The 19,556-nt window shown below is 58.4% G+C and carries 24 protein-coding genes; 21 read left to right on the plus strand and 3 right to left on the minus strand.

Translation table 11 applies throughout. The features are described 5' to 3' along the window. The 6 genes from QMX97_RS06365 (at nt 1) to QMX97_RS06390 (ending at nt 4,931) form a co-directional block, all read left to right on the plus strand. Nucleotides 1–900, plus strand: coding sequence for a hypothetical protein (locus tag QMX97_RS06365; protein ID WP_282396520.1), 900 nt, complete (start codon nt 1–3; stop codon nt 898–900). Then, a complete protein-coding gene (locus QMX97_RS06370) occupies nt 900–2,420 on the plus strand; it encodes a hypothetical protein (protein WP_282396521.1) in 1,521 nt (506 codons plus the stop codon). Before QMX97_RS06365 ends, QMX97_RS06370 begins: the two co-directional genes overlap by 1 nt. Next, nucleotides 2,417–2,932 (plus strand): DUF4376 domain-containing protein, encoded by a 516-nt coding sequence (locus tag QMX97_RS06375; RefSeq protein WP_282396522.1) that lies wholly within the window; start codon nt 2,417–2,419, stop codon nt 2,930–2,932. Before QMX97_RS06370 ends, QMX97_RS06375 begins: the two co-directional genes overlap by 4 nt. Next, nucleotides 2,929–3,435, plus strand: coding sequence for a DUF1353 domain-containing protein (locus QMX97_RS06380; protein WP_282396523.1), 507 nt, complete (start codon nt 2,929–2,931; stop codon nt 3,433–3,435). Before QMX97_RS06375 ends, QMX97_RS06380 begins: the two co-directional genes overlap by 4 nt. Before the next feature lie 375 nt (nt 3,436–3,810). After that, the gene (locus QMX97_RS06385) at nt 3,811–4,416 is read left to right on the plus strand and encodes a glycoside hydrolase family 19 protein (RefSeq protein ID WP_282396524.1); all 606 of its coding nucleotides are present in this window, start codon (nt 3,811–3,813) and stop codon (nt 4,414–4,416) included. Further along, nucleotides 4,413–4,931, plus strand: coding sequence for a lysis system i-spanin subunit Rz (locus QMX97_RS06390; RefSeq protein WP_282396525.1), 519 nt, complete (start codon nt 4,413–4,415; stop codon nt 4,929–4,931). The genes QMX97_RS06385 and QMX97_RS06390 overlap by 4 nt, the downstream gene beginning before the upstream one ends. A 493-nt stretch (nt 4,932–5,424) precedes the next feature. Here QMX97_RS06390 and QMX97_RS06395 read toward each other — a convergent pair whose 3' ends face one another. The 3 genes from QMX97_RS06395 to QMX97_RS06405 form a co-directional block, all read right to left on the minus strand. Beyond that, complete coding sequence (locus QMX97_RS06395; RefSeq protein WP_060766243.1) at nt 5,425–5,634, minus strand: hypothetical protein; 210 nt, start codon at nt 5,632–5,634, stop codon at nt 5,425–5,427. 494 nt (nt 5,635–6,128) lie between these two features. After that, entirely contained in the window at nt 6,129–7,274 is a 1,146-nt protein-coding gene (locus tag QMX97_RS06400; protein ID WP_282396526.1) for a serine hydrolase domain-containing protein, read from the minus strand. 57 nt (nt 7,275–7,331) lie between these two features. Beyond that, nucleotides 7,332–8,399 (minus strand): fatty acid desaturase, encoded by a 1,068-nt coding sequence (locus QMX97_RS06405; RefSeq protein ID WP_282396527.1) that lies wholly within the window; start codon nt 8,397–8,399, stop codon nt 7,332–7,334. A gap of 311 nt (nt 8,400–8,710) precedes the next feature. On the opposite strand from QMX97_RS06405, the gene QMX97_RS06410 reads away from it, so the two are divergent. The 15 genes from QMX97_RS06410 (at nt 8,711) to QMX97_RS06480 (ending at nt 19,552) form a co-directional block, all read left to right on the plus strand. Continuing rightward, nucleotides 8,711–9,271 carry a recombinase family protein gene (locus QMX97_RS06410; RefSeq protein WP_282396528.1) on the plus strand — a complete coding sequence of 187 codons (561 nt, stop codon included), beginning with the start codon at nt 8,711–8,713 and terminating at the stop codon, nt 9,269–9,271. Between the two features lie 150 nt (nt 9,272–9,421). Further along, the gene (locus tag QMX97_RS06415; protein WP_177343939.1) at nt 9,422–10,165 is read left to right on the plus strand and encodes an XRE family transcriptional regulator; all 744 of its coding nucleotides are present in this window, start codon (nt 9,422–9,424) and stop codon (nt 10,163–10,165) included. A 601-nt stretch (nt 10,166–10,766) separates the two neighbouring features. Further along, the gene (locus QMX97_RS06420) at nt 10,767–11,111 is read left to right on the plus strand and encodes a phage holin family protein (protein ID WP_021492472.1); all 345 of its coding nucleotides are present in this window, start codon (nt 10,767–10,769) and stop codon (nt 11,109–11,111) included. 21 nt (nt 11,112–11,132) lie between these two features. After that, nucleotides 11,133–11,648, plus strand: coding sequence for a hypothetical protein (locus QMX97_RS06425; RefSeq protein ID WP_282396529.1), 516 nt, complete (start codon nt 11,133–11,135; stop codon nt 11,646–11,648). Between the two features lie 3 nt (nt 11,649–11,651). After that, entirely contained in the window at nt 11,652–12,263 is a 612-nt protein-coding gene (locus QMX97_RS06430; protein ID WP_282396530.1) for a phage baseplate assembly protein V, read from the plus strand. A gap of 9 nt (nt 12,264–12,272) precedes the next feature. Then, on the plus strand, nt 12,273–12,605 hold the full coding sequence (locus tag QMX97_RS06435) for a phage baseplate protein (protein WP_065903317.1): 333 nt from the start codon (nt 12,273–12,275) through the stop codon (nt 12,603–12,605). Beyond that, a complete protein-coding gene (locus QMX97_RS06440; protein ID WP_106805007.1) occupies nt 12,602–13,597 on the plus strand; it encodes a baseplate J/gp47 family protein in 996 nt (331 codons plus the stop codon). The genes QMX97_RS06435 and QMX97_RS06440 overlap by 4 nt, the downstream gene beginning before the upstream one ends. Beyond that, the gene (locus QMX97_RS06445) at nt 13,594–14,223 is read left to right on the plus strand and encodes a phage tail protein I (RefSeq protein ID WP_282396531.1); all 630 of its coding nucleotides are present in this window, start codon (nt 13,594–13,596) and stop codon (nt 14,221–14,223) included. The genes QMX97_RS06440 and QMX97_RS06445 overlap by 4 nt, the downstream gene beginning before the upstream one ends. Continuing rightward, nucleotides 14,224–16,308, plus strand: a complete 2,085-nt coding sequence (locus tag QMX97_RS06450) for a phage tail protein (RefSeq protein ID WP_282396532.1) — start codon at nt 14,224–14,226, stop codon at nt 16,306–16,308. It abuts the gene before it with no gap. A 2-nt stretch (nt 16,309–16,310) separates the two neighbouring features. Next, nucleotides 16,311–16,739, plus strand: coding sequence for a phage tail assembly chaperone (locus QMX97_RS06455; RefSeq protein WP_213554008.1), 429 nt, complete (start codon nt 16,311–16,313; stop codon nt 16,737–16,739). A 60-nt stretch (nt 16,740–16,799) separates the two neighbouring features. Then, nucleotides 16,800–17,000 carry a hypothetical protein gene (locus tag QMX97_RS06460; protein ID WP_201143626.1) on the plus strand — a complete coding sequence of 67 codons (201 nt, stop codon included), beginning with the start codon at nt 16,800–16,802 and terminating at the stop codon, nt 16,998–17,000. Nucleotides 17,001–17,002: 2 nt separating this feature from the next. Next, the gene (locus tag QMX97_RS06465; protein ID WP_065903306.1) at nt 17,003–18,169 is read left to right on the plus strand and encodes a phage tail protein; all 1,167 of its coding nucleotides are present in this window, start codon (nt 17,003–17,005) and stop codon (nt 18,167–18,169) included. Beyond that, a complete protein-coding gene (locus QMX97_RS06470) occupies nt 18,169–18,675 on the plus strand; it encodes a phage major tail tube protein (RefSeq protein WP_282396533.1) in 507 nt (168 codons plus the stop codon). Before QMX97_RS06465 ends, QMX97_RS06470 begins: the two co-directional genes overlap by 1 nt. A gap of 182 nt (nt 18,676–18,857) precedes the next feature. Next, nucleotides 18,858–19,430: a phage tail assembly protein gene (locus tag QMX97_RS06475; RefSeq protein ID WP_282396534.1), complete on the plus strand. Its 573-nt coding sequence runs from the start codon at nt 18,858–18,860 to the stop codon at nt 19,428–19,430. Beyond that, on the plus strand, nt 19,427–19,552 hold the full coding sequence (locus QMX97_RS06480; protein ID WP_034102430.1) for a hypothetical protein: 126 nt from the start codon (nt 19,427–19,429) through the stop codon (nt 19,550–19,552). The genes QMX97_RS06475 and QMX97_RS06480 overlap by 4 nt, the downstream gene beginning before the upstream one ends. Nucleotides 19,553–19,556: the final 4 nt, after the last annotated feature.

Here is a 19,556-nt window from a genome sequence, read left to right on the forward strand (position 1 = left end):
ATGAGGTTTATCAGGCCGGTTGAGGTCACGCCTGCAAAGCTGATCTCGTCGAACGTGCCAGAAACGGATTACCCGGCGTGGTCGGTGATGGCCACGTATTCCATCGGCGACAAGGTAGTGCTCGATCACCGCAACTATGAGGCGCTGGCCGCTGTTCCGGCTGGCGTCAAACCGGGCGCGGAGATCGTCACCACCACCAACCCGGCGAAGTGGCTGGATATCGGTGCGACCAACCGTTGGAAAATGTTTGACGAGATCGTTGGCACGCTCACCACGAACCCCGGCTTGGTCTCTGTGACGATCCAGCCTGGGGCTGTCATCAACTCGCTGGCGCTGATCAATGTGCGGGGAGAATCGGTAACAGTGGTGATGACCGACCCAATAGAAGGGGTCGTGGCCAGCCGCACCTACAGCTTGATCGATGGGTCAGTCGACAACTGGTATGACTGGTTTTTCGAGGAGATAGAGCTTCGAAACAGCATCGTTGCGCTGGACTTGCCAGCATACGGAACGGCCAGCATCACGGTGACCGTCTCTAGCAGTGGGACGGCCGGCATTGGTGAGCTGGTTATCGGTAAAACCGCTGACATAGGCAAAGCGCTGTATGGCACCGGCGTCGGGATTGATGACTACAGCAAAAAAGAGCGCGATCCCTTCGGCGGCTGGTCTGTCACCGAGGGCGCCTTTTCCGACACAGCGAAATTCCCCGTCGCGATAGACACGGATCGAGTCACCAAAATTAAGCGTCTGCTCACGGAAATTCGCGCCAAGCCTGTCGTCTGGGTTGGCGAGGAAACCTACGAGGCATCCATTCTCTACGGCTTTTTTACCTCTTTCGACCTGGTGTACTCCGGGCCGACTGTTTCCGATTGCCAACTTGAAATTGAGGGCTTGACCTGATGGCTGTCATTCCGCCGATCACTCCGCTACCGCAGGCACCGTCGCGCTCCGATGGTCCCGTCGCATTCAATGCGCTGGCGGACCCTTTCATTGCAGCGCTACCGCCGTTCGTGCTTCAGGCCAACGCGTTGGCGGCCGGAATAAATGAGGCCATTGCCGGCCTGAATTCTAGCGTCAGCGCTGCCGCAGGCAGTGCTGAAGCTGCTGCCAACAGCGTCACGCTCGCTGCAAATCAGGTCGAGCTCGCAAACTCGGCCAGGGTTGCTGCCGAGTCTGCGAGAACGTCTGCCCAGGCAGCGGCCGCTGCTGCTGGGTCGGCTGCAGGCTTGCCCGCCCTGAACGGAGCTGGTAAATCGCTGATCATCAACCCCGCCAATAATGGTGTGGAGTTCGCCTTCGTGGGTCAGAGCGTGGGCGACGTGCTGGTGACCGCTCGAAACCCTGGTTCGCGATACCTGATTGAGGACGGATCGATCTACCTGCAGTCCGCGTACCCGGCGCTCTTCGCAGTGTTGGGGCTGTTGGGAGGCGTGATGGGCGCAGCGTGGCCGCTAATATCAACGACCATCCCATCATCGGTAAACCTTCGGTGTGTAGGTACCGACAAGAATGGAGTATGGGTTGCTGCGGGTTCTGCTGGTGCGATGTACCGCTCGACGAACCAAGGCGTTTCATGGGCTGCTGTCGATTCGAAATTCACAACTACCGCGATCAACGCTCTCGCAAACAATGGTTCGGGAACCTGGGTGGCTGTTGGAGATTCCGGGAAGCTGTCTGTTAGCACCGACAATGGTCTTACATGGAACTCGGTGGCGAGTGGCTTTGGCACTTCTGGAATCTACGGGTTGGCCTACTGTGGCAACTCGACATTTATCGCGGTGGGGGATACGGGTAAGGCATTTCGTAGTACCAACGCCGGAGCCAGCTGGTCCTCTATCACTACCGGTCTCGCCTCAGCAAGCGCACACACCGCTGTAACAATGGGGCCTGATGCGGTCATTTTAGCGGTGTCCAACCAAGGCACTGCGTTTCGCAGCGAGGACCGCGGCGCAACCTGGCAGGTATCAGGAACCCCCATCCCTGGGACTGCTACCTGGGCTATTTCAAGCAATGGCGCTGAAACCTTCGTGGTCGCGGGCGGCAGTGGCAAGATCTCCCGTAGTGAGGATGCGGGGCTTACTTGGAGCGCAGTGGCCGCTCCGAACTTTGGCACCAACGACATCCGCGGCTTATCCAGCGACAAGGCCAAGACGTTTATTGCTGTGGGCGATGGCGGCATTATCACGAAAAGCGAAGATGGCGGGAAAACCTGGCGCGTTATGACGGCGGGTTTCGGTACAACCAGCGTGCGTGCAGTAGCCAACAACCTTGCCGGGCTGGCGCTTGCCGTGGGCGATGGCGGAAAAGTCTCTCGATCCACCCCGACCTACGTTTACGACACCGCTACTCAGTTCAAATTGAGAGAGGTTGTCCTGCCTGCTGGACCGAAGTCCTACATTAAAGCCCTGGAGGCATCATGATTTTCTATCTGTGGGATGAGCAGGGCCTTTACTTGGGCGAACAGGTCGCTGACGAAAACGGCGCACTGCCTTTGCGCAGCACCCCAACCAAACCGATGAAGCTCACCGGCACCCAGGTTGCGCGCTGGACCGGTAGCGGCTGGGAGAAGCTGGCAGCGGTTCCTATTCCAGAGCCGGTGCAGCTGCCTGACTGGCCAGAACTGATTGCCGCACGCCGCTTCCAAGTAGAAACAGGCGGTGTCACCGTGGAGGGTGTCCAGGTCAATACCGAGCGCGACAGCCAGTCGTTGCTGACGGGTGCGGCCTTTGCTGCATCCCTCGATCCTGAGTACCGGATCAAATGGAAGGCAGCGACGGGCTTCGTTGATCTAACGGGCGAGCAGATCCTGGGCATTGCCTCGCAGGTCCGGGCTTTTGTACAGGCCTGCTTCAATCGGGAGGCTGAACTGCTGGGCGCGGTAGCTGACGGATCGATCACTGCCGAGATGCTGGAAGGGGGGTGGCCCGCATGACCGCCGCCGGAAAGTTCGACATCCGGCCCGACATCCGCTTCATCAGCCGGTGGGAGGTTGAGATGCGCCAGTCGATGATGTTCGTCGATCCGGTGCATGGCCTGATCGCGGTTCCGGGTGGCTTCGTCAGCGATCTGGCATCGATACGCATACTTCGGGAGATTTGCCGGTGGTGCGCCGTCACGGCGCTGACTGGCGGTACGCTGGTCGATTCCTATCCGTGGATCCGCGCCTCGCTGATCGTGACAGCCGTCATTGCCCTGGCCATCTATGGTCTGCTCGTCGGTTACGGCATGCGTGCCGCGATCCTGCATGACCTGCTGTACACCACCGGCCAGTTCAGCCGCCGCGACTGCGACGACATCTATTACCGGGCACTGACCACGGGTGACGGAACAGCGCGATGGCGCAGCGCAATCTTCTGGATGGGCGTGCGCATAGGCGGCCACTGGAGCTACACCAAGACCCCGACAAGTTCGGGGTTTTCTTCGTCTGGAGATTGAAAAGACGAAGCCCCGGCGAGCTGTAATCACCAGGGCTTCTATTTCTCAGATGGGGAACATCCAAAACTTGCCGCAATGCTACCAGCGGGAATAGAAAAGCAAAACCCCGGCGGTTCGCAATCGCCGGGGTTTCTATTTTGCCTCGCACCCTTTAATGCGAAAGAACGTGCTCCGATCCTACCAGTGCAAATTTAAAAGCAAAACCCCGAAGATTCGCGGGCTTCGGGGTTTCTATTCCCTCCTATGGACGTGTGGGCAAGGAGGGCGTGCCGGGATCATAACAGTGCCGGCGCTGTGAAGCACCCAGCCCATCGACTGCAAAAGTCAGCTATCCAGCCCGCCAAGTGCGGGTATTTTTGTCGCCTGGAGAAAGTCATGCCCATTACTGAGCAGCAGTTGCTGCAGATCCTCCCGAACGCCGGCCGCCAAGCCGGCGTTTTTGTTCCTGTGCTGAACACGGCCATGGGCAAATACGGAATTGTCACTCGCCTGCGCATTGCCGCTTTCATTGCCCAGATCGGCCATGAGTCTGGCCAGCTGACGCGCCTGGTGGAAAACCTGAACTACAGCGCTGAGGGTCTGATGAAGACTTGGCCAAGCCGGTTCGACCTGGTGCGGGCAACGGCAGCAGCCCGTAAGCCCGAACAGATCGCGAACATCGTCTACGGCGACCGCATGGGCAATACCGCGCCGGGTGATGGCTGGAAATATCGTGGCCGCGGCTTGATCCAAGTAACCGGCAAGACGAACTATGCGGCGTGTGGGGAAGCTCTGGGTGTGGATCTGATCAATCAGCCGGAACTGCTGGAGCGGCCCCAGTACGCGGCCCTGTCGGCCGCATGGTTCTGGTCGGTGAATGGCTTGAACACCCTGGCCGATGCCGGCGACCTGGCTAAGATCACTCGCCGCATCAATGGTGGGCTCAATGGTCAGGCCGACCGCCAGGCGCTGTACGACAAAGCGTTGAAGGTGCTGGCATGACGCCTGTGCAGAAGCTGGCCGGGCTGGTGCTGCTGATGCTGGTGCTGATGGCCAGCGCCGCGGGCGTGACCTGGCAGGTTCAGGACTGGCGCATGGGAAAGCAGCTCGCCGAGCAGGCCGGCCTGCACAAGAATGACCTGGCCGCGATCAGCAATGCCGCGGCCGTCCAGGCCCGCACTGAGCAGGACAAGCGCCTGGGCCTAGAAGGCCGTCTTCAATCTATAGACGAAGCGCATTTCAAGGAATTTAGTGATGCACAGAAAAATATTTCAAGGCTGCGTGATCGCCTTGCCACTGCTGATGTGCGGCTGTCAGTCCTTATCGACGCCACGGATTCAGCCAGTGGCTGCAACGTGCCTTCCACCACCAGCGCCGTCGGCGTGGTTCATGCAGCCCGTCGAGCCCAACTTGACCCAGCGCATGCTCAACGAATTATCGCCATCACCGACGCCGGCGACCAAGGACTGATCGCGCTGCGGGCATGCCAGGCGTACGTCAGGGCTATATTGCGTTAAGCTAGACCGAATGGAATGAATCGCGCACAAGGAAAGGCTATGGGTCAGGATTTTGTAGGGCTGGGAGTGCTGCTGGTCATCGCCTGGATGGTTGCCATTGCGCTTATTATTTACGTAGCGGCCAAGTAGAAAAGCAAAGCCCCGGAGGTTCGCGGCTCCAGGGCTTCTATTTTCGCCTCCATCCCTTAATGGCTGACGAACGTGGCTGGGAGATTACCAGCGACTTTCGGATATTTCACTACGACTATAGGAGATTGTAATCGGTCGGCGGGGCGATCAAGGTCTGATCGCGCTCTGAGGATCCCGGGCTTATGATGGCGCACAGAGTCGGCTACGCTGAGTTGGTCGGCCTACAGTGAGAGCCATCAACATCCATCCAAACGGGAAGGACCTTGTGGATAAAAGACTGGCGGGGCTATCGTTCTTGTTGACTCTCTGCTGGGTAATTGCGGTGATTGGCGTTATGTGGCTCTTCAGCTGAGCTGTCTGCCTATCACTCAGGAGTCATCAGGACAGCAAGAGTTAGCTTGATGAATTCGTCATTGTAATCAAGTATTTCTAGTGCGCCACGGACGTTTGCTGTTGCTTCGACGCCGCCGTGTCGCTCGACCCATTGCGCGAGTTCCATGATGGCGGCTCCTAGGGCGACTTGGTTTTCGTTGAGCTTGGAAAAAAGGGTAGGTAGTAAATCTGAATTAGGCATGGCTGGTACTCACTTGGAGTGAGCAGCGTAGCACTAAGAGTTCTCTGGGAGCTGTGTTCGATCGGCAGGACGCCGGAAGAGGGAGCAATTTGATGTCTAATACTACCTTGACCTACTGCGCATTCATTGGCCAAAACCCTGGCCAAATGACGGTAGAGTTTTAGACAGCGGATCGCTGTAAGCCAAGCTGCTGGCGGCCTACGCACTGCTCCAGCCCATACTGCTGCATCATTGGGGTGTGGGAGGACAGATCGGACGTGTTTTTACTCATTGGGTAGTAGGCAAATTCGTTGAAAGTGATGGGGCAAAGGGGGCGCTTGGCCCAGCATTTTTTGCGATGGGCGCAAGGTTAACACGCGAGGTCGGCCCTTCGCAGGATGCAAACGGCTAGGGAAAACGCAAAGGCGCTGCGGCCCCCTATACCCATCACTTAATAAAGAACACCGTCACTGTGGCGAGGGAGCTTGCTCCCGCAGGACTGCGCAGCGGCCACATCAAATCGCCGCATACACCAGAGACGACAACCGCCTGGGCCGAGGATCAATCATCGAATGGCTGCCCGAGGTAGTGGTGACAAAACCAAAGCTCACTTGCTTTTCGGGATCGGCGAAACTTATCGGTCCGCCCAGCCCGATATGGCCAAAGGTGCCCGGGCCCATGGCGTGAGAAGCCGTCGGGTCGCGTTGTTGCTCCAGCATGCAGCCTAATCCATAACGCATGGGGCGCATCCATACCCGATCCATGCCATGACTGTGCTCTTGCGTGAATTCACTGAGCAGTTCGTGACCGATATAGTTGCCCGCCATCAATGCACTGTAGAAGCCGGATAAACCCCGCGCCGTAGCGTGCGCGCACACAGCCGGTTGCTGATAGGCCCACCAGCGCGGGTCACTGGTTCGCCTGGGTACCATGCCGGGATTGGTGAAGGCCAATGTCGCGATATGCGCAGGTTGGTTTTTCAGCACCGTGCGCAACGCTTGTGAGTAAGGATCACCGACCCGCCCCGAGGCACTGTCGAAACGCGCGATACGATGAAAGTGTTGTTCGTCCACGCCAAGGTGAACATCGAGGTCATGGGGGGCCAGCATCTCCTCGTGGATAAAGACGCAGGGATCTCGTCCGTCCACCCGACGAATCAACTCACCGAGAATCCAGCCAAAAGTGGTAGTGCCGTAGCCCAAGTCTGTTCCCGGCTCCCACCAAAGCGGTTCGGCCGCCAATACCTGCACCATATGCTCCCAGTCGTACATCATGGCGTTATGGTCGGGGGCTCGCAGCGCCGGCAGTCCCGCAGTGTGGTTCATCACTTGACGCAAGGTGACTTGGGCTTTGCCGTTCTGGGCGAACTCAGGCCAGTAACGGGCCACAGGTGCCTCCAGCTCCAACTTGCCGCGCTCGACCAACATCAGAACGGCCACTGCGACATAGGGTTTGATAACGCAAAAGGTATTGGCCAGCGTATCGCGCGCCCAAGGCTTCACGCCCGCCTGGTCCGCCATGCCGGCCCACAGGTCGATCACCACTTCTGCACCAACCTGTACGCACAGCCCTGCGCCACGCTCCTGCGGATCATCAAACATTTCCTCGAAGGCCTGCTTGACTGCTTCAAACTGCCTTGCACATATCCCTTGCGCTTTCATACTCCGGACTCCTTGTAGGTGCAGTGATGCCTTTGAAACGTGCGCAACGCGACGAACTCACCCTCGCGAGCGAGTTTGAGAGTGCTCTTTGGAAAAACGGTTGGCCCGTTTGTATGTGCCGAAGTCATTGAACCTGACGCCTGCCTGCGCCATGACTTTATGAGCATAAGGCGCTGTCATCTGGCGAAGATAGAACGGGTCTCTCACCACGAAGTGGTGAATGCTGTGCGTGCTGCCGAAGTTGAAGCAGAACAGTTGAAACGGCCACAACCACCACGGGTTCATTACCTGGGTTTGTTGTAACGGATTACGCGGGGCTACATCGCCATAATAGTGCATGTTTGAACTTATAAAGAACAAACAGAACTGCCGTAGCAGGTTGGGCGCAATAAGGATTACGACGATGCTGTTGACGATATCCATAAACGCCAGGGTCGACGCAGAACTGTGAATCGCTTCACCCATAAGTGACCCCACCCCGGCGTAGAGGTGATAGCCCAGGAATACGTACCAGCAACCCCAATACAACAGCCCAAACGGCGTGTTGAGTCGAATAATCTTGCCTAACAATTTTACCTTTTGCCGCCATCCCGGCGCGAACACCGCATTTAGAAAACCAAATAAAAACCCATCGACCAGTTTCAATAAACGCAGTATTCCCCACGGGCTGCCACTGGTCGTAATCCATGCTTCGACATCCGACTCAGTGCCGGACTCTTTATGGTGATGAAAGTGCAGTGTGCGCCTTAGCCATGGACTGGGCATGCCCGGCCGGGCCAGCCAGCACAAAAACATCATGGCGTTGTGAGCGAAGGGTTGCTTTCTGAAATAGAGGCGATGAATCAAATCATGTTCGATTTCATGAATAAATGACGTCAGTAGCGCATTGATCAAAATGCACGCCCATCCGGGGATAAAACCCTTTATGTAGAGACCTCCCGTGATGACCATCCCTGCCAGGGAAAACACCATCACGCTTGCCCCCAATGCATTTTGATACTGCAGGATAGGGTAACGCTGGCGCAGGTGGTTTCCGTGCTGGGTAATGCTCCGGGTTACCGTCTCGATCTTTTCCTGATCGGTATTCGGTCGATCAATTTCGATGGCTCCTTCCAAGATCTTCATCCATTCATCCTCTGCTTGCATCGGGGAGTAACCAGCCTTGTCAAGCCGGTCAAGTCAATACGCTGGGCAATAAAGCGGTTGGCATTAAAATTCCCTGGCGAATTCACGCGCAACGAAATCGACGGTGTGTTGAAAAGTTGTTAGGCTTATTCCAGGTCTCAAAATAATAAGGTAAGTTAAAGTCTTTGCAACTGTGTATTTTAGGTGGGTTAGCTATACAGCTCTTTGTGTAAAGTTTTAAAGCTAAAGGATTTAGTTACAGTTTGTACAAGTATTAAAGGACTGTGTACAAGTACTGCCAAGGAGGCATCATGAGATTACATCGCATCAAGTATTTCCGGCACTCTCTGCAACAATCTGACGGCAGCGTAGAGACAAACAGCCACGATGTATTTGACGCAGTGTTTTACGATGAGCCTGAAGACAATGCCGCGAATCGTGCAGGTCTTGAAGGGCTGATTCGCTACCTTCAGTGCGGAGATACTGTGGTAGTGGACAGCATGGCAACGCTCACTTCCAGTACCGAGCAGCTGTGCGTCATCATTCGGCGACTGATTGATAAGCAGGTAACGCTGGAGTTTTCCAACGAAAGCCTGATCTTTCGGCATGACTGTCTTGAAGTGGTGGAGACCATTATTGCGGTAATGGAGTTGGTTGCAGAGTTCGAGCGCACGGCGATGAGGGAAAAACAGGCCGCCGGTATCGCCAGTGCAAAGCGTCGCGGAGTCTACAGTGGTCGCAAGAAAAAACTGTCTGACAATCAGGTTGTCAATTTAATTGACCGAGCCGGCGCCGGTGAAAGCAAATCCAAATTGGCGCGTGATTTTGATATCAGTCGCCAGACGCTTTATCGATACTTGAGATCGACATAGGCGCGCCTGCGGAGGAATCGCCGAAGGCTTGCCCGGAGTTGAAGTCGCCGACTGCGTAGGCTCCAGGGCCGATGCAAGGCGTGGGCTGGATTTTCTGATTGCATAAATTATGCAAATTAGCATTTGCCAACCCTAAAAACTCCCGTCACTATCCGCGTTATGCAAAAACGCAACGTTTCTATCGTCTTAAGAGAACTGCTGGATCGCGACCGGATCTCCCCTACGGAGCTTCACCGGCGTACCGGCGTGCCTCAATCCACACTGTCCCGGATCCTCAGCGGCAAGATCGTTGATCCGTCGGATAAACACATCTCCCGCATCGCCGAGTACTTTCGCGTGAGCACCGACCAGTTGCGCGGGCGCGCGGCGGTGGGCGCTTTGCGCGAGGACGGGCGCGACCCGATGCATTCGGAACTCAAGGACATAAGCCTGTGGGACGACGACACCCCCGTGAATGACGACGAGGTGTCGATCCCCTTTCTGCGCGAGGTTGAATTGGCTGCTGGATCAGGAAGATTCGTCATCGAGGAAAGCGAAAAGGCCAGCCTGCGTTTTGGAAAACGCAGTCTGCGACACAACGGTGTGCAGTTCGACCAGGCCAAGTGTGTGACGGTGCGCGGCAACAGTATGCTGCCGGTACTGCGTGATGGCGCCACGGTGGGGGTGAATGCGGGCAAGAGTGGCATTGGTGACATCGTCGATGGTGACTTGTATGCCATCAATCACAATGGCCAACTGCGGGTGAAACAGCTCTACCGCCTGCCTTCCGGGATTCGTCTGCGCAGTTTTAATCGCGATGAACACCCGGATGAAGACTACAGCTTCCAGGATATCCAGGATGAGCAGATCAGCATCCTCGGTCATGTGTTCTGGTGGGGCATGTACGCCCGTTAAGCTTCTTGCGTAAGACAAAGCCCGCTCATTAGCGGGTTTTTTTTCGCCTGCAGAAAATCGGCAAACCCTGGCGCTGCAAGGCCTGAAATGCATTCATGCATTTCTCGGCTAAAAATAAATGCATTTGTGCATTGACTGTATATGCATACATGCATATTCTCCATCTCAAGCCAGCCAACAAGGCCTGGTGGAGGCGGCAAGGATGCTGCCAAGGAAGACAAGGAAGGCACGCAACATCGGCAAGGACGCCATCAGAGCGATGGCAGGGAGGCCAGGCAACACCGGCAAGGATGCCGACGCTCTTTAGTTGTATCGCTTGAAGAAAAAAGGCAGCGATGAACCGGCCTGATAACGGTTCAGAGGGTTGGCAACTGACCCGGGTGTGCAGCGTAAAGCACCAGAAGCAGTTATCCGGCAGACAGGGATCGTGGTCGGAAAAACATTGAGGAAAGATCCGTACCGCGCCAGTAGCGCCGAAAGATCGATGTTGGACCGCATTACTGAAAAGCCTGGGCAACCGGGCTTTTTGGAATGCCTACCCATAAATGGATTTACCCAAGAGCCGGCCCTGCGCCGGTAGTGCTCAGCCAGGAGGCGTGACATGACAAACGAGCAGCAAGCGTTAGCGGAAATGCCTATCTGGCTGGTGATCGTACTGGCCCTGATCGGCGGGGTGTCCGGTGAAATGTGGCGCGCCGACAAGGAGGGCGCGCGCGGTTGGTCACTGGTACGGCGCCTGGCCTTGCGGTCCGGTGCATGCATGGTCTGCGGAGTCTCGGCACTGATGCTGTGCTACGCCGCCGGCATGTCGATCTGGACTGCCGGCGCCATTGGTTGCCTGACCGCCATGGCCGGCGCGGATGTCGCCATTGGCCTTTATGAACGCTGGGCAGCCAAGCGCATCGGGGTCGACGAGACCCCGACCTCGCGCCCGGACCAGCAGTAACCGCTGCAAGGATGCAACCACATGAGCCTTATCGAAAAACCTTCCCAGTTGCCCGTGGCGATTGGGGCGGCGCTGAAGAGCGCCTTCCCAGACTTGCCTGTAGGCAATTATCAGGACTTTACCGGCGTCGCGGATAAAACCGGCGTGCTGATCAGCGTCGAACGCAACGGCCCCGCCGTTCGCTCCCTTGAAGGGCGCAAGGCGCATGCCTTGTCGGTCTCACTCAGGGCCACGGTCGCCAGCGGGGCGACAGCCTTTGAAGCCTGCGACCTGGCCAGCCAATTGATGGACCTGGCCCTGGATAACCGCTGGGGCCTGCCGCCCGACCAGTGTGACCTGCCGACGGCTATCGTCGCGGCGCCTTCCGGATTGACCGGGACCGAAACGGACTACGACACCTGGATCGTTTCCTTCACCCAAACCCTCTATCTCGGCCCGTTACTGCTCGAGGATCCCACAGGCAAACCGCTGTTTGCCCGCACCTGGGAAGTCTCGGACATCGACGATCCAGATCAATATCGACCCCTGCAGGAGTAGTCCATGTTCGATGCATTACTACGCATGCAACTGGGGCCGATCGTTGAACGCCTGGCGGAAATGGAAGCCCAGCTGGAAGACCTGTATCGACGCGCAGAAAGTTTCTGCCGGATTGGCGTGTGCCAGGAGGTTGATGCCGCCAGTGGTACCTGCAAGGTCAGCCACGGGGACCTACTCAGCCCGGCGATCCAGTTTTTCAATCCGAGCGCTGGGGCGCAAACCGAAACCCGCGTCCCTTCAGTGGGCGAGCAGTGCCTGCTGCTCAACTACGGCGGCGGGGAAGGGGGGACGCAGTCTGTGGCTTTGTTCGGCCTCAACAGTGGTCTGTTTCCGCCCGTGTCCGCTGTGGCGTCGCTGACGCGCCGTCGTTATCAGGACGGCACCCAAAGCGACTATGACGACGCCAGCCACATTTTCAATTGGGTCAACGGCCCCACCACATTCAGCGGCTCCCGCGAGCAGGTCGACCTCAAGATCGGCGCCGCGAGCCTGAGCATGAATGCCCAGAGCATCACCCTGCAACTCGGCGCCACCGGCTTATTGCTGGATGCCGCCGGTGTGCATTTGAGCGGCCCGGTGGTGGATCACCAGGGTCGCGTGATCAGCAGCGCATAAGGATTTGCCATGATCGGAATCGACAGGAACACCGGGGCAGCCGTGGATGACTGGCTGCAATTTGTACAGCGCGCCACCCGAGCGCTGACCACCCCCGTGGGGACACGCCAGAAGCGCCCGTTGTACGGCTCGATGGTCCCGCAACTGCTCGGCCAGAACCTCGGCGATGACCTCTTGCTCCTCGCCCAAAGCCATGCCGCCCAAGCCTTTTTCAACCCTCAGAACGGCATCGCCGACTTCCAACCCCAGGTCATCGTCGCCACTCGCCAGGGCGCCGGCCTGCTGCTGCGTTTTGCCGGCAGCTGGAAAAACCGCCAACAGACTTTTGAGGTCGTGACATGAGCATGTTGATCCCAGGCCAGAACCAATTGGCGGAACCGGCGATTATCACGGTCGACGCGTTCGAGCCGTTGCTCGCCGAGTTCAAGGCGTTTGTCGTCGACTATGTCGCCACCCGAGCACCGCAAAGCGCGGCCAAGCTCAAGGTCAGCCTCGACAATGAAAGCGAACTGCTGACCCTGGCCCTGGAAGCGTTTTGCGTGCGCTTGCAAACCCATGAACGCAAGTACAACGCCCGCATCAAGCAGATGCTGGCGTGGTGGGCGACCGGCAGTAACCTGGATGCACGCCTGGCGGACATGGGCCTTGAGCGCCAGGTGCTCGATCCAGGCGATCCCGCCGCGTTCCCGCCCGTGCCGCCGACCCTGGAAAGCGATGATGATGCCCGCCTGCGCTATTACCTGGCGCCCCATGCGCCGGCAGCAGGCTCGCGCATGCAGTATCGCCGTGAGGTGTTCACCCTCGGCGAGCGGCCGGCGGTGAAGGTGCAAAGCGCCACCCCTGGCGTGGTGACCGTCAGCTACACCTTTGATCCGGACGGGTATGCGGCCCAGGTCAAGGACGGAAACGCACGACGCACCGCGCCTGGCGAAGTGATGGTCACCGTGCTGTCCAGGGAGGGTGATGGCAGTGCTTCTGCCGATTTGCTTGACGGTGTGCGTCGACATTTCGCACGGCCCGATGTGCGACCGGAAACTGACCTCGTCACGGTCCAAGGTGCACAGATTCAACACTACAAGATTCGCGTGGTGGCCAAGATCAATGCCGGTCCGGATTCGGGCCTGACCCAAGTGGCTGCACAACAGCTGCTGCAAACCTATGCCGACTCCTGCCATCGCCTGGAAGGGCGCGTCGACCCAAGCTGGATCGACTACGCCATCCACAGTGCCGGCGCCGCGCAGCTGCAAATCCTCGAACCGCTGCAGCCGATTATCAGCACGGCATTCCAGGCCCCGTACTGCACGGGCGTCGAGGTGGAGGTGCGCACGCTATGACTGAACCCAAAGCGAGCTTGTTGCCCGCCAACAGCTCACCGCTTGAGAAAGCTCTGGACCTGGGGTTCGGCTATTTGCTGGAGCGGGTCACGCCGCCTTTCCCACAGTTGATGGACCCGGATCACACGCCTTCGGCGTTCTTGCCCTACCTGGCAGCGGACCGCGCGGTGAACGAATGGAGCACCACGGCCCCCGAGGCGGAGAAGCGCCTGACCGTCAAACTTGCCTGGCCCACCGCGCGACAGGCCGGCACCCGCCAGGCCCTGGAAAATGCGGCCAAGGGCTTGCAACTGAGCCCCGAAGTGCGCGCCTGGTACGAACAGAAACCATCGGGTGTGCCCTACAGCTTTGCCGTACGCGCCTGGACCGATTTGCCCTACAGCGAAACCATTGATGCCCGACTCGACCGCCGCTTGGCCGATGCCAAAAGCGAGCGCGACATCCTGTCGATCTCGGTGGGCCTGAGTGCTTTCGGTCGCCATGTCATTGGCGCCGCCACGCTGTGCGGCGAACTCACCACGATCTACCCAAGCGTGCTGGCTGGCGTCGAGGCCGCGGGCCGCGCCTTTATGGCGGCCGGTCTGTACAGCGTCGAAACCACCACCCTTTATCCACAGGAGCACTAAATGGCTGACTATTACACCCTGCTCACGAATGCGGGGATCGCCTACGAAACCGCCTGCAAGGCGGCTGGCGTGCCGATCAAACTGGCGCAGATTTCCGTCGGCGACGGCAACGGCGCCGTCTACAACCCCGATGCCAGCGCAAAAGCGCTGAAACGCGAAGTCTGGCGCGGACCGCTGAATGCGCTGTTCCAGGACGAGAAAAACGCCAACTGGCTGATGGCCGAAGTCACCATTCCATCGGATGTCGGCGGCTGGTATGTGCGCGAAGCCGGGCTGTGGACGGACACCGGAATCTTGTATGCCATCGTCAAATATCCGGAGTCGTATAAGCCGGTGTTGGCGACGTCGGGCTCGGGCAAAGAGTTTTATATTCGCTCGATCTTCGAGACGAGTAACGCGGCGATTGTGACGTTGTTGATTGATGACACGGTGGTGAAGGCGACTCGGGCTTGGGTGATGGATTATCTGGGCAGGCAGCTGGCTGAGGGGACTTATACCAAGGCTGAGATTGAGACGCTGATTGCTCAGTCGTCGGCGCTGCCGGTGGGTTCTATGGTTGCGTTTCCAGTCGACAAGGTCCCGGTTGGGTTCCTGGAAATTGACGGTAGCGTGAAGAGTGCGTCGGCATATCCCGATTTGGCGAAGTGTCTGGGTACGGCGTTCAATAAGGGGGATGAAGGGGCGGGGAATTTCCGGCTGCCGGAGTCGCGTGGGGAGTTTTTGCGGGGTTGGGATCATGGGCGGGGGGTTGATGCTGGGCGAATGATCGGCTCCCCTCCACTCGATGCATTCCAGGGGTTCACTCCTGCTGGTTCGATCGCCTATTCGAAACATGACTCCGCTCGATTTAAAGATCTGCGTGGGGTGCCGTGTTTCAACGGCGCTGGTGGCACAACTCCGGCAATTGCATTGGACTGGGACGCCACAGTTGTTTCAGTCGATAGCTGGTCACTGACCGGTGGATTCATTGTCAGCGATGATGTGCATGGTACGCCACGGGTGGAGTCTGAAACCCGCCCGCGCAACCTCGCGGTGATGTGGTGCATCAAAGCCTGGAACGCCCCCATCAATCAGGGAAATATCGACATTGCCGCGCTGGTCAGTGAACTTGATGCACTGAAGTCTGCTGTTCCAGTCGGCTCCATTGTTCCTTTCCCCAAAGCAGCTGTACCACCGGGGTATCTGGAACTGGACGGCAGTGTGCAAAGCATCGCCGCCTATCCGGACCTGGCCAGGTATCTTGGCACCACGTTCAATACCGGTAGCGAAGCAGCAGGCTTCTTTCGGCTGCCTGAATCGCGTGGGGAATTCCTGCGTGGCTGGGATCATGGGCGTGGGATCGACGCAGGGCGAGATATTGGGACTGCACAAAAAGGCAGCCTGCAAACGGTAGATTCGACGATCACAACAGTCACTGTTACCGGTCTATATAACGCAAGTGTCACGCCTGAATCGAATGCCCGAACATCGTTCGGGTTGGACATCGCCAACCCTTCTGACTACCCAGGTGCCGCATATGGAGGCGTTGCGGGTAGTGGGGGCACGTTGGCTGCCGAAGGTAATAATTTCGGCGTCACCCGCCCTCGCAACCTGGCAGTCATGTGGTGCATCAAGGCCTGGAACGCACCGGTCAATCAAGGAACCATCGACGTTTCGGTACTCGCTTCACAGGCAACCGAAACCAATCAAGGCACGGCAAAGACAGCCACCCAACCCCAAGCCGACGCTGGGGTCGATGACGCCACAATCGTCACCCCGAAAAAAATGCGCTTCGGCTTTGCAATGAACTTCACCGCAGCCAGTGGATACGTCCTGTTTCCAACATGGCTCGGCGGCCTGCTGATTCAATACGGCCGCGCATCCCTGGCGGCTGACCAGTTCACCACACTGACCTGGCCACTTGCCTGGCCCGATGCGTGTTATGCCATTTCCGGCGCGGTGCACTCGTCACTTGCCCGTGTCGACGATGGTATCTCCGCACAGTATCGAAATCTGACTAAAACCACGGTCATCCTGGACAGGCAAGACATCGTCTCGGCAGTAGCCAACAACCGCGATATGTTCGTTATCGGAATCGGGAAATAACCATGAGCATTTTTTATTGCGCAGAAACGGGCGGATTTTATCTGCCCGGCATGCAGCCATCTGATAGGGCCTGCCAGGAAATCACCCATGCGCGCCACGCTGAGCTTCGCGCTCAAAACGCTGCCGGAAAAATTATTGCTGCAGATGAGCTGGGTGCCCCGGTCGCCATTGATCCACCAGGGCTGAGCATTGAGCAAATGGCCGCTAAAGAGCGTGCGTGGCGAGATCGGCAGTTGGTGACCGCGACCGGTCTGCGCGATCGGCATCGCGATCAGCTGGAATTGGGCATTCCAACGACGCTGGAAGCAGAGCCGTTCACGGCGTTGCTGAACTACCTGCAGTTGCTGCGTGACTGGCCACAGTCTGCGGATTTTCCCACGTTGCAAAAGCGTCCGGCCCCCCCGGACTGGCTCGCCGACCACACCGATTAAACCTCAACTGCCCCCCAAACCGCCCTCCGCGGTTTTTTTTTCGCCTGGAGATTACCCCACATGGCAAACCGCCAAACCTACACCGTCCTCATCCCTTTCCCCACCGGCGCCGGCCATTGGTCCACCGCCGGCCAGCAACTGGAACTGCTGGACGTCGAAGCATCCGCCCTGCGCACCGCCGGCCGCCTGGAACTCACCAGCGTCCTTGCTGCGCAGCAAACCATCCCGGCCAAAAAGGCCACTACCAAGAAGGCTGACTAATCATGGCTGAGGTTTTGAACTTCGAGCACAACGGCATCACCGTCAATGCCACTGAATCCCCCGAGGCCATGGGTGGCCTTGGCGACAACGTGATCGGCCTGGTCGGCACTGCGCCGAATGCGCATGCGTCGATCCCCAAGAACGCGCCGTTGCGCATCAACAGCTTCACCACCCAGGCGCTGCTGGACCCCACCGGTGCTGAGTCGGGCACGCTGTTTCACGCCGTCTACCAGATCCTCAAAGTGGTGAAGGTACCGGTGTACGTGGTGATCGTGGAGGAGGGCGCGACACCGGCCGACACCCTCAACAACGTGATTGGCGGTGACGAGCCGATCACCGGTCGCAAGTTGGGCCTGGCGGCACTGGCGAATGTGCCGGAAGACCTGACCATCATCGGTGCCCCGGGCTTCACCGGCACCAAGGCCGTGGCCGGCGAGTTTGCCGCGTTCGGCAAGCGCATCAAGGCCCGCGTGGTGCTGGATGGCAAGGACGCAGCAGTGGCTGACCAGGTGACCTACAGCGGCGAACTGGGCGGTGCCGACCTCGGTTTCGACCGGTGCCTGCTGGTGCACAACATGCCGTCGGTGTACTCCAAGGCGGCGAAGAAAAACGTGTTTCTCGCCCCCTCGTCCCTGGCTATCGCCGCGTTGGCGAAGGTCAAGCAGTGGGAAAGCCCGGGCAATCAGGTGACGTTTGCCGAGGACGTGTCCCGCGTGGTCGAGTACAACATCCTCGACACCTCCACCGAGGGCGACCTGCTCAACCGCTACGGCGTGAGCTACTACGCGCGCACCATCCTTGGCGGCTTCTCGCTGCTGGGCAACCGCTCGATCACCGGCAAGTTCATCAGCTACGTGGGCCTTGAAGATGCGATCAGCCGCAAGCTGGTCAAGGCCGGCCAGAAAGCCATGGCCAAGAACCTCACCAAGTCTTTCATGGACCAGGAGGTCAAGCGCATCAACGACTGGCTGCAAACCCTGGTCGCCGACGAAACAATCCCCGGTGGCAGCGTGTACCTGCACCCGGAATTGAACAGTGTCGAGAAGTACAAGAACGGCACCTGGTACATCGTTATCGACTACGGCCGCTACGCGCCGAACGAACACATGATTTATCAACTCAATGCCCGCGATGAAATCATCGAGCAGTTCCTGGAGGACGTTCTCTAATGTTTACCAATCGAGTCAGACAGGCCATTGCGGCCACCCTTCAAGGCCTGCCGTTGTCCGCGACGGTGGACTCGTTCACGCCGCCGAAGATCGAGTTCGAAATGGAACTGATGACCGGCGGACGCTTTATTGCCGAGGAAATGGCCAAGAGCGGCAAGCCGTTGACCGCCACCTTGATCCTGCAGGGCGCCGGCCCGGAAATCATGCTGGCACTGGGCGTGCGCCTGGGCGATGACATCCTGCTCAATGTGCGTGAAGCCGGCCAGGACCAGGACGGCAAGACCTATTTCACCTACCACACCGTTGGCGGCAAGCTCAAATCCTTGAGCGAGGCGGCGATGGTGATGAATACCAAGGCCACCACCACCCTGGAGCTGTCCTGCCGTACTTACAACCGCTTGGAAAACGGTATTTCGGTGATCGACATCGACGTGCGCACCCAGAAGTTCGTGCTCAACGGCGTCGACATCCTCGGCGACGCGCGCCGCGCTGTATTGATGCCGTAAGGGCTACCGTGACCTGAAGTGGACACAGCCGATGTGGGCGCCGGGCTTGCTCGCGATGCAGGCGGCTCGGTGTGCCTGGTGCACCGAGCTGTTGCCATCGCAGGCAAGCCAGCTCCCACATTGACCGCGCGCAGCTTTAGATTTGCGCTGCTTTCAACATCGTTTAAACAAGGAATTGCCCCATGGCCTGGATGCCACCGCTGCATGTCCTGCTGTCCCCGATCACCGCCGATACCGGCGCGACGATCCAGCAGGTTCAACTCAAACCGCTGTACTACGCCGCGCAAAAAGACGCGCTGGCCCGGGCCGGTGATGACGAGGATGACCAGTTCTTCGAACTGGCGAAACTCGCCACCGGCCTGTCGGAAAAAGAGCTCGACCAACTCAAGCGACCGGACTACGTGACCATCGCCCAATACGTACACGAGATGTCGACTCGTCCGGCGTCATTCTTCCTTGGCGAACAAACGGAATCGACCCACGACCAGCCCGTCCAGCTGTTGCTGCCCCTCGACGCAGCGGGCCGCCCCCTGACTGAACTGGTCTTGGAAATGCCCGCCCTGCGTGCCACCAAGGTGATGAAGAAACTCGCCACCAACAAGGAGCGCGCCGAATTCATCACCGCGCATTGCAGCGGCTTGATGATCCCCGATCTCGCCGGCCTGACCGTGCCCGACTGGACCGAATTGCAGGAGCGCATCGACCATTTTTTAAATCAACCGGCGGCCTTCTTTCGCAACGCGACATCGAAGTGATCCTCGATGTGGTGCCGCTGGTTTACTCGGTAAATGAAGCGGAGATCCTCGATTGGGATGCCGCAAAAGCATTGCGCCGCTACGACATCGCGATGACTCGCCTTGGCGTTAAACAGGAGTAGAGCG

Origin of the sequence: Pseudomonas sp. PS01298, from assembly GCF_029959745.1 — a bacterium.
Classification (GTDB): domain Bacteria; phylum Pseudomonadota; class Gammaproteobacteria; order Pseudomonadales; family Pseudomonadaceae; genus Aquipseudomonas; species Aquipseudomonas aylmerensis.

What these genes read in the sequence shown, in the direction of transcription:
- QMX97_RS06400 (WP_282396526.1), bottom strand. Translation starts at nt 7,274, where the DNA reads ATGAAAGCGCAAGGGATATGTGCAAGGCAGTTTGAAGCAGTCAAGCAG.
- QMX97_RS06370 (WP_282396521.1), top strand. Translation starts at nt 900, where the DNA reads ATGGCTGTCATTCCGCCGATCACTCCGCTACCGCAGGCACCGTCGCGC.
- QMX97_RS06405 (WP_282396527.1), bottom strand. Translation starts at nt 8,399, where the DNA reads ATGAAGATCTTGGAAGGAGCCATCGAAATTGATCGACCGAATACCGAT.
- QMX97_RS06420 (WP_021492472.1), top strand. Translation starts at nt 10,767, where the DNA reads ATGACAAACGAGCAGCAAGCGTTAGCGGAAATGCCTATCTGGCTGGTG.
- QMX97_RS06450 (WP_282396532.1), top strand. Translation starts at nt 14,224, where the DNA reads ATGGCTGACTATTACACCCTGCTCACGAATGCGGGGATCGCCTACGAA.
- QMX97_RS06430 (WP_282396530.1), top strand. Translation starts at nt 11,652, where the DNA reads ATGTTCGATGCATTACTACGCATGCAACTGGGGCCGATCGTTGAACGC.
- QMX97_RS06395 (WP_060766243.1), bottom strand. Translation starts at nt 5,634, where the DNA reads ATGCCTAATTCAGATTTACTACCTACCCTTTTTTCCAAGCTCAACGAA.
- QMX97_RS06435 (WP_065903317.1), top strand. Translation starts at nt 12,273, where the DNA reads ATGATCGGAATCGACAGGAACACCGGGGCAGCCGTGGATGACTGGCTG.
- QMX97_RS06475 (WP_282396534.1), top strand. Translation starts at nt 18,858, where the DNA reads ATGGCCTGGATGCCACCGCTGCATGTCCTGCTGTCCCCGATCACCGCC.
- QMX97_RS06380 (WP_282396523.1), top strand. Translation starts at nt 2,929, where the DNA reads ATGACCGCCGCCGGAAAGTTCGACATCCGGCCCGACATCCGCTTCATC.
- QMX97_RS06445 (WP_282396531.1), top strand. Translation starts at nt 13,594, where the DNA reads ATGACTGAACCCAAAGCGAGCTTGTTGCCCGCCAACAGCTCACCGCTT.
- QMX97_RS06455 (WP_213554008.1), top strand. Translation starts at nt 16,311, where the DNA reads ATGAGCATTTTTTATTGCGCAGAAACGGGCGGATTTTATCTGCCCGGC.
- QMX97_RS06385 (WP_282396524.1), top strand. Translation starts at nt 3,811, where the DNA reads ATGCCCATTACTGAGCAGCAGTTGCTGCAGATCCTCCCGAACGCCGGC.
- QMX97_RS06470 (WP_282396533.1), top strand. Translation starts at nt 18,169, where the DNA reads ATGTTTACCAATCGAGTCAGACAGGCCATTGCGGCCACCCTTCAAGGC.
- QMX97_RS06410 (WP_282396528.1), top strand. Translation starts at nt 8,711, where the DNA reads ATGAGATTACATCGCATCAAGTATTTCCGGCACTCTCTGCAACAATCT.
- QMX97_RS06440 (WP_106805007.1), top strand. Translation starts at nt 12,602, where the DNA reads ATGAGCATGTTGATCCCAGGCCAGAACCAATTGGCGGAACCGGCGATT.
- QMX97_RS06425 (WP_282396529.1), top strand. Translation starts at nt 11,133, where the DNA reads ATGAGCCTTATCGAAAAACCTTCCCAGTTGCCCGTGGCGATTGGGGCG.
- QMX97_RS06465 (WP_065903306.1), top strand. Translation starts at nt 17,003, where the DNA reads ATGGCTGAGGTTTTGAACTTCGAGCACAACGGCATCACCGTCAATGCC.
- QMX97_RS06375 (WP_282396522.1), top strand. Translation starts at nt 2,417, where the DNA reads ATGATTTTCTATCTGTGGGATGAGCAGGGCCTTTACTTGGGCGAACAG.
- QMX97_RS06390 (WP_282396525.1), top strand. Translation starts at nt 4,413, where the DNA reads ATGACGCCTGTGCAGAAGCTGGCCGGGCTGGTGCTGCTGATGCTGGTG.
- QMX97_RS06460 (WP_201143626.1), top strand. Translation starts at nt 16,800, where the DNA reads ATGGCAAACCGCCAAACCTACACCGTCCTCATCCCTTTCCCCACCGGC.
- QMX97_RS06365 (WP_282396520.1), top strand. Translation starts at nt 1, where the DNA reads ATGAGGTTTATCAGGCCGGTTGAGGTCACGCCTGCAAAGCTGATCTCG.